General features: G+C 59.5%; 8 protein-coding genes. 4 read left to right on the top strand and 4 right to left on the bottom strand.

All coding sequences use genetic code 11. The features are described from left to right. Positions 1–346: 346 nt before the first annotated feature. Positions 347–1,189, top strand: coding sequence for a hypothetical protein (locus SH292x_RS21845; protein ID WP_442483148.1), 843 nt, complete (start codon positions 347–349; stop codon positions 1,187–1,189). A 24-nt stretch (positions 1,190–1,213) separates the two neighbouring features. Here SH292x_RS21845 and SH292x_RS21840 read toward each other — a convergent pair whose 3' ends face one another. The 4 genes from SH292x_RS21840 to SH292x_RS21825 all read right to left on the bottom strand — a co-directional run bounded on the left by SH292x_RS21840 (position 1,214) and on the right by SH292x_RS21825 (position 8,688). After that, positions 1,214–3,724, bottom strand: a complete 2,511-nt coding sequence (locus SH292x_RS21840) for a M56 family metallopeptidase (protein ID WP_442483147.1) — start codon at positions 3,722–3,724, stop codon at positions 1,214–1,216. Further along, on the bottom strand, positions 3,721–4,128 hold the full coding sequence (locus SH292x_RS21835) for a BlaI/MecI/CopY family transcriptional regulator (protein WP_442483146.1): 408 nt from the start codon (positions 4,126–4,128) through the stop codon (positions 3,721–3,723). The genes SH292x_RS21840 and SH292x_RS21835 overlap by 4 nt, the downstream gene beginning before the upstream one ends. A gap of 233 nt (positions 4,129–4,361) precedes the next feature. After that, a complete protein-coding gene (locus SH292x_RS21830; protein WP_442483145.1) occupies positions 4,362–7,421 on the bottom strand; it encodes a PEP-CTERM sorting domain-containing protein in 3,060 nt (1,019 codons plus the stop codon). Between the two features lie 139 nt (positions 7,422–7,560). Then, positions 7,561–8,688: a DUF1559 family PulG-like putative transporter gene (locus tag SH292x_RS21825; RefSeq protein WP_442483144.1), complete on the bottom strand. Its 1,128-nt coding sequence runs from the start codon at positions 8,686–8,688 to the stop codon at positions 7,561–7,563. 323 nt (positions 8,689–9,011) lie between these two features. Here SH292x_RS21825 and SH292x_RS21820 point away from each other — a divergent pair, with 323 nt between their 5' ends. From SH292x_RS21820 to SH292x_RS21810, 3 genes are all read left to right on the top strand, one after another. Beyond that, on the top strand, positions 9,012–9,545 hold the full coding sequence (locus SH292x_RS21820; RefSeq protein ID WP_442483143.1) for a sigma-70 family RNA polymerase sigma factor: 534 nt from the start codon (positions 9,012–9,014) through the stop codon (positions 9,543–9,545). Between the two features lie 253 nt (positions 9,546–9,798). Then, positions 9,799–11,316 carry a hypothetical protein gene (locus tag SH292x_RS21815; RefSeq protein ID WP_442483142.1) on the top strand — a complete coding sequence of 506 codons (1,518 nt, stop codon included), beginning with the start codon at positions 9,799–9,801 and terminating at the stop codon, positions 11,314–11,316. Positions 11,317–11,483: 167 nt separating this feature from the next. Then, on the top strand, positions 11,484–12,137 hold the full coding sequence (locus SH292x_RS21810; protein ID WP_442483141.1) for a PEP-CTERM sorting domain-containing protein: 654 nt from the start codon (positions 11,484–11,486) through the stop codon (positions 12,135–12,137). Positions 12,138–12,247: the final 110 nt, after the last annotated feature.

The raw sequence follows: 12,247 nt of genomic DNA, 5'->3' as shown, positions 1-12,247 counted from the left end.
TGGCGTTTAAGGCAGTGAGTTTGTTGGTGTTGGGATCCGAATATCCCGGCGTCTTGGCATTCTGGCTGCGCACTCATGGATTTGCCCCATAGCCTCTTAGCCGTTCGGGGAGTTTTAAGGAAAAACTTGCCCTCGGGATGTTGCCCCCGTTAGTATGAAAGCTGCTTGAGCGGGGGGTGTTGTGTGCTCGTCTCCGCGGGTGGTGGATTCGACTTTTCGGCGCAGGGTCTTTCGCGAGGATGGGGGGAGTTACTTCATGCCTATCAAACTGAAGTGTCGATGTGGTGAGCGGCTTACGGCGCCTGAGTCGGCGGTGGGAAAGAAGGGGAAGTGCTCGAAGTGTGGTATGACTTTTGTCATTCCCGCGCCGACGCCCACCACTTCGGCGACTGCGTCATCCGCGGCACCCAATCCGAAGCCCAAGCCTCAGCCTACAGCATCCACGCAGGACGATGATTTCGGCCTGTCGGATCTCGGCGGCGGACTCCCTGATCTGGGCGGCGACCTCGACGACTTTCTCGCAGAGGATTCGCCCAATCCGTTTCAGTCGCCCATGACCATGTCGACACCCGCGGCCACGCCGATGAACAGGGCGGTCAACACGCGGGGCCAGATGAATACGCTGGCCAACGGAATCAAGCTGGTCTTTTGGGGGACGGCATCCATCGTCATCGCGTGGATCGTCACGGTGTTGGGGTTTCTGCTCAACACAGCGATCATCGTTTTTGCCGCGCCGATCATCGTGCTAGTCGGCATCGTGGTCGCCACGATCGGGCGTGTCGTCTGCCTGGGTGGACCCAGTAAGGGTGCGGGCCGTGGGTTGTTGATTGCCTCGGTGGCGTGCGACTTGTTTAACTTTACGAGTGTGGTCCTCGTATTAGCTCAGGTCTTGCCTCGCGAAGTGAATCCTATATCGGGATTGCTCGGCTTGGCGACGCTGATCCTCTTTGTGCTTTTCATCAAATCGTTTACCCGTTCCATCGGACAGCCTCAGTTGGCCGACGACGCCAAGGCGATCATCGTCCTAATTTGCGCGACGATCGGATTTCTGTTCGCAACCCCCATAGCAGTGTTAGTCTTCCCACTGCTTGCCATTGTCACCGGGCTCGGGATTTTCGTTACGGGATTGTGGGGGTTCTTCAAGTACCTCAATCTGCTGCAACACACGGCCGAAGCCATACGGCGGTGAGCAGGCGTCTTGATCTAGGCGGTGTCACTCTTCGGCGAGTCGCGTGATGAGAAGGTACGCGTCGCCGGCATCGTGCGCGCCGCGTTGGACGGAAATCTGAACTAGGCACGACTGGCCTTCGTTGAGAATCACCGCGGCGTCGGTTTGCCGGGTATTGGAGTCTTGGCTCAGCTTCGCGCGAACTTCGAATGCAACGTTCCCTTCTCTCCGTACCAATCGCTCCACCACCTCTAAGGTCGTCTCCACACTCTCTACCGTTTCGTCATCCGGCACGTTGCCCAGCACTCTGGGGGCTTTCGTGTGCATGTACATGTTCGAGGCGTCGGTACGCCCGCTATTCACTGTGTGTTGACCCTCAAAGAGACTTACCAGTTCGTTCTTCTGGAGTACGCGAAGTGTCCCGAGCAGCAGGGACGACTCGCCAACCAGTAGGGGGCCTCGCTTTTCTATTTGCAGGTCGCGAAGTGTTTTCTTAGGGTCGATCACCAGGCCGATCTCGTAGCGGACGGGCTTGGAGTGCTCAGGCAAAGCTTCCCGGACCCCCGTTTCGGAGTACGCAGCCCGAGTCGCTGTTGCGTGTTGATCGCGTTCTTTTTCTGCCAGAAGCATGTCCCCCGCTATACCCGCATTAGAATTCACCGATGCGCCGATAGGGAATCTTTTAGGAGCGGAGTGCTGCGTTTCGCTTTCCGCGTACTCAATAAACAACCGGTCGTTTGGCAAGAGCTGATGATTGGTCGAGGTGTCTTCGCCCGTGCTAATGGCTTCGTAGTCCACCGGCTTAACAAGATGATCCTTGCGATGGCCGCGCTCCACCCAAACCTTCGCCACGCCCTCCAGCCCATCAACCGCAGCAATCGCGTCCATAACGGTGTCCTTGCCCGTGCTGGGGCAAGTCACGACATTGGGATTTCCCCGTCCCGTTCTAGAGATGATGTAAAACTTCTTGCTGTTGTAAGTATGGACGTCGACGGTGACTTTCGGATCGACGAGGTAGTAAGACAGGTGGTCTTCGATGCGCTGCTTCGCCTGCTCAATCGTGAGGCCATTCACATTCACCGCGCCGTATCGGTAGCCGAAGTTTACCTTGCCATCAGGGCCTAATAGATGCTTGTCTGTGATCTGCGGAGCGCCAGGTGCGAAGTCGAGGTCGATGTCCATTGTGGTGCCTGGGTTTTCGACCTTGTAAAATGCTCGAAGAATGGTCTCGGCGTCCTCGATTCGCATGCCGGTTGCTCTAAACTGGGAACTAGATCCAGCGGAGAGTTCTCCGCGTTCACTGATGGTGGTTGTAAATTGTTTCCCGTTCACAATTCTTGAACCGGGAGCGGCATTCACCTCTTGATCCGTGTACCGGTAAACCAGTTGATCGTAAGGCTGAATCGTCCGAGGCGACTTGTGAACCACTTCGGCGATGTCCACTGTGATCACATCCGGTGGCTCGATGACGTAAGCCGGCATCTTTTCGGCGCGTGTCGTAGGTCCTTTTTCCTTCTGGACTTCCATTACTTCCGCCGACGAAGTCGTCTCTTCCGCCGCCACGCGTTCGATCCGTACCACTTGCAGCAATCCAACAACGACCAGCAGCACCGGTAATAGTATCCCTCGCATCTCCCGAACCTCCTTGTTGGGGTAATGAAGTAGTCTCTCGACGCGGCGTGTGAGCACGCCGCTTGCCATGCCGATCGCGCCGCTGGGGAGCGGGGCGATTTGGTCGGCGATCTGCAATAACGTCTTCGCGTAGTCCATCGAGCCCGCGGTCGCGGCGACGCGGTCGTCGCAGGCCCACTCGCCCGCTTCCTCGAACCGCCGCACGGCGCGCCACACCAGCGGGTTGAACCACTGCGGAATCGCCAGCACGCGGACCGCGAGGTTCTTCCACAGGTCACCCCGTTCGCAGTGCGCGAGCTCGTGACGCAAGATCGCCAGCCGGTCGGCACGCGTCAGACTCGCCCACAAAGTGCGCGGCACCAGCACCAGAAACACCCACGGCACCCAGCACACGAGCGGACCTAGCCCGCGAGTGATGCGAAGCTCGACCGGTGTTCGCAGCGCGGTGGACTCACGGACTTGGCTCCATTCTTCGAGCCACGCCTCGTCCGTCGCCAGCTCGCCTGGCTTTCCTGCCGTGAAGATTCTTGCGTAGCGCCAACTGCCGATTGCGATGAAGCATCCCATTCCAATCAACCACAGCCCCAATCCAGTGGCGGGCAGGAACGCCACGGGGTCGAACGGCTCGGGGGGGATGGCCTTAGGGGCGGAGACGATGCTGACTTGCGGGGCGATGCCGTCGGTTGCTTCAAACGGAGTGGAAGCGGTGGCAATTGCCGCCGGTGAAGTGGCAACTTCTACCTGCCACGTGAAAGGCACCAGCAGCCAGCCTTGCACTAGCACCAAAAGCCACGCCACGCGGTGCAGTCGCGGGCTGCGAATGCGAAGTGCCCGCAGCAGCCCCATCACCACGAGCACCGCGAGGCTGGTGACCAGTGTCGTCCGCAGCAAGTGGAATGCGAGCGTTTCGAAGGGGCCGTTCATCGCTTGCCCCCTTTCGATTGGTTAACTCGCTCCTCTGCCTGGGAAATTAGCTGCTTGAGCTCGGCGATCTCCTCGCGCGTGATGTCGCGGCGATCCATCAGATGGGCCACCAGCGGCACGACGCGGCCGCTGCTGACGCGGTCAACCAGCGTTTCGAGATCGCGTTCGCGAACCTGGTCCGGCGTGACGGCGGCCGAGTACTGGGCGGGCCGGGTGCCCGTGCGATGGACTAGGCCCTTCTCGACCAAGCGATTGAGCCGCGTCTGGACGGTGGTGTAGCCAATCGGCTGGCCAAGTGCCTGCTGTGCTTGCTGAATGGTGACGCGGGGCTCGCGCCACAGCATTTCGAGAATCTCGATCTCCCCTTCGGGGAGTCGAGGTAGTTTCGGCTTTTTCTTCGCCATGCTCCCTGTCCTCTTAAACCAGCGTCGTCCTGATTGACGGAGCACAGTATTACTACAGATGTAGTAATTGGCAAGAGCGGAATTCTATTGGCGGAATGGGGGTACCGACAAAACGGTGGGAGGGGTCTCCGACCCCGATGCTTGGCTTCCGGCCTTCGGGGTCGGAGACCCCTCCCACAAAGTTGATCAAAATGAATGCACCGGAACTCTTGCGAGTCCCGCTACCAGAATTGTCAGACGCGGCGGCGAATCGCGGTAACGGCGAGCAAGCCGGCAGCCGCGATCAGCACGGTCGAAGGTTCAGGAACTGCGGAGGTGCCAACGGCCGCGACACTACCGGAACCCGAGCCGAAGTTGCCCTTCCAGATGCCGTAGTCAGCCGCGTTCACCACGTTGTCGCTGTTACCATCGGCGGCGAGTCCGGTGCCGGTGGCTCCGAGCGTGTCACGCCACACGGTATAGTCGGCCAGGTTGACGGTGCCATCGCCGTTGTAGTCGCCGGGCACGCCTTCAGGTGCGGTGCCAACGTAAACAACGCGGCCATCGAGCGTAAAGCCGTTGCGGTCGGTCCAGGCGAACTTCACGTCTTCGGCGAGCGAGTAGATGTCGTACGCGTTGCCTAGGGCAAGCCCTGTAGTGCCCGCGGTGATCGTCGAACTCACGCCTTGAAAAGGCATGCCAAAGTACCCTTCCACCAACTGCCCTTCGTCCGAACCACCACCAACTTCCCAGCCGCTTCCCATCAGGTTGCCCTCGGGAAAACCAGGGTTGCCGCCCAGGCCGTTAAAACCGGCAGCGTTAAAGGCACCCGACTCGCTGCGAATCGCGTAACCGCGGATGTCAATGTCTTCGGGCGCGGCGGTGTCGCCGGGGGCACCATTGTTACGCAGTGTCATTGCCCCTGTGCCGCGATTGATTTCGAGCACGAGGTTCGAGGGGCCTTCGATGAAACGGAACTCATGCCCACCGACGTTGTGGGGCTCGGGCGAACCTGGCTGAAGATTGAACCGCACTGCGGCGTAACGGAAGTTGAACTCCCCTTCGAGCGGCAACGACCGGAGCAGCGAGCCGTTCACGCGATTGTCGCTTCCAGGAAACTCGTAGACTGAGTCGGGAGTGCGAGTAGGGACGGTATCGTTGAACGGCGAGTTGCTGAACCAGAACTCGAATTTACCGACGCGGTCCGAGTTGAAGTTTCCATCCTCGTGACGCTGGGCGTAGGCGAACCAGTTGGGGTTAATCTGCGCGCCGTAGTCGAGGAAGATCGTCGGCGAGGTGCTGGTAGTGCCCCACTGCTCGAACTCGCCGAACTGAACGTCGGCGAAGTTGCGCGCGTTGATTTCGAGGGGGAATTCTCCGGGTTCCTCGAGGTAGAAATTGTCGAATAGTTGCTCAACGCCAGTGTTGGCATCTTGCGCGGCCGTGTTCGAGCTGTAAGCGACTGGTACACCGTAGGGGTTGGTGAACGTCAGCGCGGACGCCGAAGTCGAAAAGCACGCCGCACCGACAACGCCCATCACCAAGGCCAGCCCCCGTCGCGAGAATCCACGACGTACGACGAGGAGCCCCGCGAGCAGGCCGAGCGTCACGACGCTTGCGGGCTCGGGAACGACTGAGCCCGAAAGGAATCCACCGCGAGCGCCCGCGATGTTGAGGAACAAATTGAAGTCGTCGAGGTCGCTATCGAAGTCGCCATCCATGTCGCCGTTTAGGTAACCCTCGGCGCGGCTTAGTCCTTCGAAGTTGCTAGAACCCCAGATCGAACGGAAGATGGTCCAGTCCGCAATCGTCAGCGGGCCGCCGGACATGTCGAAGTCGCCCGGCAGGGTGATGGGTGCACCGGTGGTCCATTCCACACCGTTGGCTTGGATCGCTCCCTGATCGGTGAACACCGTGAAGCTCAGGTCCGGAATCGGAACCGGCATCCAAATCTGGCCCAGGTCGAAGGGTACACCAGCCATGAGCTGAAGGCCACCTTCCTCGCCATCGGCAAGACGCTCGCCGATAAAATATCGCGACTCGCCCTCCGAGAACCATTCGTTATCAGGATCGCGATCCCCCTCGGTGATGGAGTTCCAGTTCTCGAACTGCAAGGCCCCGACGCCGCTCACGATCTGGTAGTTGCTGATCGTGAAGTTGACCGTGGAAACAATCGACATCATGCCGGTTTGGGGATTCACGCGTAGCGTGATCGGGTCGGTCGTGGGCAGCGCTCCTTGGAAGAACTCAATGTCCGCAATCTGCGAAGAGTTGCCATTAAGTCCGCCATCGGTGGTTCGTGTGGTCGGAAACACCATCTTGTACGAAGTGAACGCTCCCGCGCTGTTCGACACGGGTATCACGTCGCTCAGCTTGCCGCGTTCGAACGGTAGGTTCATATCGCCCGACTGAATGAGCGTCCAACTCTCGGTATCACCACGGCTATTGTCCTCGCTTGTGATCGCACTGTTAGTGCCATAGAGCTGCCAGCTTGTGGGATCGCGGCCGTCGGCGTCGTTGGCCGTGGTGATACGAAAGCCCGAGATGCTGGTCGCGCCGGCATCGGGGGTGACAATGAACCCGGTATTCTTCCAACCGAAGTTGAGCAGCTTGGTGTTGGGGCTGCCATCCAGAATGTACTGCGGTCCTTCGTCGATACCCCAGGGGTTGTTATCGGGTGCGAAGTAGGCGCTGTCGAACTCGCGATTGTGAATGCCCAGGACGGGAGTTCCGCTGTTCAGCAAAGGGGACGTTCCCGTGCTGGTGCCATAGATTTGTGCTTCGCCCAATTGGATCGCGTCGTCGGGCCATCGCATGGTCGGGAAAACCATCTTGTAGGACGAATACGACTGGGCGTTCGTGAACGAAACCACGCCTCCCGGGGCGAAACGATCGAACGGCAGGTCGAGTCCCCCTTCGGCGATCAGGTTCCAGGTTTCACCGAGCCCGTCGCTGTTGTCGGTGCTGGCGATGGGCTGATTCGTGCCATAAATTTGGTAGGACGTGGGGTCGCGCCAGTCGGCGTCGTTGGCCGTCCACAGCTGAAAGCTCTGGGCGACGCTCGGACCCGGCATGACGATGAACCCCGTGCCCCGCCCGCCGAAGTTCAGGTACTTGGTGTCAGGCGTGCCATCGAGCAGCAAGTTGGGCGACTCGGCACCTGGATACCCACTATCCGACTGCGGGCCATCGGTGTCGATGGCAATGATGAAGTCGTCAGGGCTCAAGAAACCGGCGGCATGGCTAGTTGCGAACTGGCAACCCGCGAGGGCCATGCACAGCGCGAACGATAGCGAGAGAGTGCGGTAGTTCATGGATCTAGGTGTCTCTGGCTGAAAGAGTGAGTAAGGGCTGAATCAGTTCTGTTCCGAGCGCGCACGGCGATCCAACGGCGGATCGTTAGCGGAGTTCGCCGAGGGGGCGAAACTGAGGGTGGGTGGGAATTGCGAAACGTTAGTAAGGCTTGCCGAACCGCTTGCTGCGGCCCTCGTCCTTCCGATCGCCAAGCTTTCGGAAGGTCTCGCCTTCGACGTCGTAGGCAGTTAGCGTGACTGAACCATCGCACATCGAAGTCAGGCAGCCACCCGGGTGAGCGCTACCAAACAACTCGCGAATCAGATCGGGGTCCTTCGCCGCGATGGCGGTGATATCTTGCGAATCTTGCATCGGAACGTGGTCGGCGTTCTTGCCGTCGTAGTACGTCGACCTGACAAGGTCGTCCTGAAAGCCCGCGTACATGGTCCAGTCGTCGGCGGGCCACTCGCCCGATTCTTGATACTGGGGCGGCACGAATCGTTCGCCGAGGCACATGGTGTTGGATAGACCATCCACCACTTCGCGGATCTTTACCGCCGTGCCGCAGTAAGTCACCCCGCTAAACGTCTGGTGACGTGGCGGAAAATTGGGTGAACTAGCACTCGCGTAGTCGTGTGGCGAACGCCCAAGGCAGTCGCCATCGTACCCCGTCTGGTCGCCCACGCTGATGGCGTAATCGCTGCGAGCCATCGACCCGATGCGGTAGCTGGTCGAACCACCACTGCCATTGCCGTTCAATGCCGAGTAGCCATAAAAATTTTGGTAGGGACCCCCCGCGCGTCGCGACGGGCAATTGAACACATCCAGTGGTGTCGCGTCGCGAAACACGAGCTGGTCTGTCCGTGCGGATCCAGTCAAACCCGAACCCATATCAGCGAGTTGAGTTTGCTCGATGAAAGGCAGGATGGCGAAGACCCACGAGCCGGGCTGCTTGGCACCCGCACCTCGATCAGGGTCGCCGCTCCAACTGCCGGCCCAGCCCGACGAAGGAAGATTACCGTGCGTGCTCTCGTAGTTCAGGATGCCGAGCGTCAGGTTCTTCAGGTTGTTGGTGCATTTCGTGCGGCGCGCGGCCTCGCGGGCCGCCTGCACGGCGGGCAACAATAAGGCTACTAAGATGCCGATGATGGCAATCACCACCAACAGCTCGACGAGTGTAAATGCCGATGGCCCCTGGCGGTGGCCAGGGTTGTTGTGCTCGAACCGTCGCCGCGTCACCAGCACTTTAGGGTGATGGGGCGAGGGAGCCGGTCGCCAAATTGTCATGCGATCCTCTGCGGGGGTTTCTGTGCACTGCTGCGCCTGGAAAAGTGAAACTCCGCCTCCTCATGGTTCGAATACCGAGGACTCCGCGAATGTTACTATTCAATTCGGCAAATTCTTTAGGCTTTCCGGTTTGCCGAGGGCTGCGGAACACTGCAAAACACGAATGTTTAGTATCCCGACAAAATTCGGAGTAAAATGGCAAACAATCGCGTAACACTGGTGTTTGGCCCGGTATTCAAATGACGGAGGGCCACGCCAGCGGGCTTGTGTCGGTGGCGATTGGTGAGAGGCAAAAGCTTTCGAGGCGGATGGGATCCATCCAAATGTCGCTTCAACGAGACGCCGCGCGAGAAGCTCCGGATGAAGAATTCATCCGGCAGTTGACCGCCGTGCAACTGCAACTGCTGCACTACATCGCCAAGTTGTTGGGTAACCCCGACGAGGCGCAGAACGTGCTTCAGGAAACGAACCTAGTGCTGTGGCGCAAAGCGAATGAGTTCGAGCCGGGCAGCAACTTCACCGCCTGGGCCCATCAAGTGGCCTACTGGCAGGTGCAGGCGTACGTCCGCGACCGCCGCCGCGACCGCCATGTGTTCGACCCCGAACTGGTCGAGCAACTCACTCGCCCCGAAGTCCAGGTCGACGCCACGGCCGAGCTGCGTGTCGCGCTCCGTCACTGCCTCGACGAAATCAGCCCCAAGAGCCTTCAACTTCTAAAAAAGCGGTACGAAGGTGGCATTTCCGTCAACGAACTTGCATCGAGCCTGCAAAAGAAACCCACCGCCGTCCGGGTCGGATTGCTGAGGATCCGCCGCGCCCTGCTGAAATGCATCCAGCACCGCGTGGCGTCGAGTTAGCCTAGGATAGTTTTTAGCCGCGGATTGACACAAATTTCACACGGATGGCGACGTATTTGCCTTAGAATTCAAGTCGTTTTAAGCGGCAAAGTGCACGGAAATTAGCGAGCGTCAACAAACGAATCTGTTACCCACTGGTATATGTAATAGGGACGAATACTTATTTTCTCCCAGCCGTGCCTAGTCAGTGACCATCCGTGGCTAAGTAAAAGAACCTTTCGCTTCGGTATAAGTCGACGAGTTTAATTTCCCCATGACCATCAACGAACAACGTGAAATCGATCGATTGCTTTCGGCCATTGCCGATGGCGAGTCGGTGGAAGAGCGCGTCCTGGAACTCCAGGAACTGCTCCGCCATCGCGTCGACTTGCAGCGTTACTACCAAAAGGTCATGGCGCTTCACACGCTGCTGGAGTTTGAGCTGTCGCTGTCGAAGATGCCGTTCCAGCCGCTGATGCCTCCCGGGGCTACCGCGCTTGAGCAGCCAATGATCGCAGAAGCCAACCCCGCGCTCTCGCGAGTTGCCTCCCGCGTCGGTTTGCAGAGCTGGCCTTCGTCGCGGTTTTTGCTGGCGGCTTCGGTGGCCATTGCCGGCATGGCTGGCTTTTTGGTACTGGCTGGGTCGCTGCTGTGGAAGTCGCCGACGGGAACGCCCGTCGCCCTCGACACCCCGAGCGCCGCGACCGACTCCACGGTTTCCGTCCCGCTGGGCGACCGTATCCTGGTTCGCAATGGCCAGTTGCTCGACCGCATTGCCCTCGACACCCGTACTTCGCGAGTGAGCCATCTGTTTCTTCCCGTCGCCAATGGCGGCTCGGGCCCAAGCGTCACGCTATGTGGCGGAACGGCCTGGATGGAAGAGCCCTCGGGCAACATGGGGCGTGGGCATCTGGTCGAGTTGCCCCCTGGCCATAGTCTCGATGTGTATGTCGAAGCCCAGTCGGCCGTGCAGAACATGGTGGTGATGCTCGAGATCGACGCCAATGGCAACGTCGCCAGTCGCATGTCGTTCAACAACTGGATCGACAAGCGGACGCGCCGGATGTGGAAGCGAGCCGGCCCGCTCGGTAATTGGTCGCAGATTAACAACACCGACAAAACCAAGTTCTTCCTCTTTACCGGCTCGCACAAACTCGAAGCCTCGGAGACGGACGACTCGTGGTACCTCAGCGACTTCTGCATCGGCATCGACTCGCCAAGCGTGGTGCATATTGGCTTCGACGACAGCGGTTACGCCGCCCAGGTGAGCGATAACCAATCCGACCGCGACTACGACGACATCACCGCCACGCTTCGTATCGAACCCATTGGCGCCGCTGTGCCCAAGAATCCGATTCGCGTGATTGGCGGATTGGATGAGCCCGAGGCCGCCGAACTTTTGGGCGTCGGCTATCCCATCGAAGTTAATCCCGGCGAAACTATGCTGCTGCGCACCGCGAAGCGGTCGCAGTGGGCCAGTTCGTTAGAGCTCGTCGACCGAGATACAGGCCAAGTCGTGTGGCGCTTGAGTGCCGAGGATGAGAGCGTCAAGCCGACGCCGCTCAATTGGGGTGTGGTGGCCGTGGTGAACGACTCGGACGAACCTCGCAGCTATGAAGTGATTGGTCGTTTCCAGGCACCCTACCTGCGCGACCTCCCCTCATTGTGGAACCTATCCCGCTGCAGGTTGCTTGGCAACTTCAGCGACAGCTTGTGGATAGGGTTTGAAGATAGCGACGGCTTGGACGTCGATTGGGACGACATCGAGGTGTACGTCCAGTTCTTGAAGTAGGCGCGGCATACGCAGTCGTCCCTATCGCATGGGGATGGTTGTCCCTCCCGAATCCCGCAATCGCGGTCGGCTGTGTGTAACACGGCACGCACCCGCGGTATCCAATCAATAGCAAAAAGTAGGCGGCCCGCGTTCGTATGGTTTCTATTCTCCTTGAGGTACGTCTGATGATTCGACCCCTTGCCGTTTCCCTGCCCAGCCTGTGCTTGGCAGCACTCGCGATGGCTACGCTCACTGGCCTGCGCTCGGCTGAAGCCGCGTCGCTTGAGTACTACCTGCCGATCACGCCTGCACTGGTTGCCGGACCGACAGACGTTACCGTCAACGAACCCGGCGAGCTTTTCGTTCTGTCCGTTGACCTTCCCAAGTTCGACCCAAGTTTGGGCACGCTAGAGAGTGCCATTCTGAAGTACGACGTCGACTTCATCGCCCAAGCAACCACTAGCACCGGAGGTGGTTTGTCGGGCAGCGTCGGTGGTTTCTTCGCCCTCGACGGAATGCCATTCACAGGGGGTGGCGGTGGCAATGGCGGCGGCGGCGGTCCCGGAGCGATTGTCACGGAGTTCAGCATGGTGAATGGCGATCCGGCGGGTTCGGCGATTCCCTTTCTCACCGAACTCACGGGGGCCGGCACTTCGACTCTAACTTACAACGGCGAAGCCGACCTCATGCTCAGTAGTGTTGTTGGCGCCACGCTCAATGCCACCGGCGGTGGATTCACCGTCACCTACAACTTCACCCCCATTCCAGAACCTGCCACGGCAGTGGTGCTGGGTGGTGGACTGCTCGCGGCTGCACTGTTCGTGCGTCGCCGCGGCTAACAAACCTGACTGCACTCGATCCGGTGGTGCGTAGCGAAGGAAACTCCGGCGCGGTCGTCTGAATAGTAAGGGCAGACGGACGGCCCTGTCGGACTACCAAGCGATGCACC

This window comes from Aeoliella fuhlenseeensis, assembly GCF_052161615.1.
Taxonomy (GTDB): Bacteria; Planctomycetota; Planctomycetia; order Pirellulales; family Lacipirellulaceae; genus Aeoliella.
The sequence above is the reverse complement of the archived record's forward strand: the minus strand, read 5'-3'. Positions and strand labels throughout refer to the sequence as shown.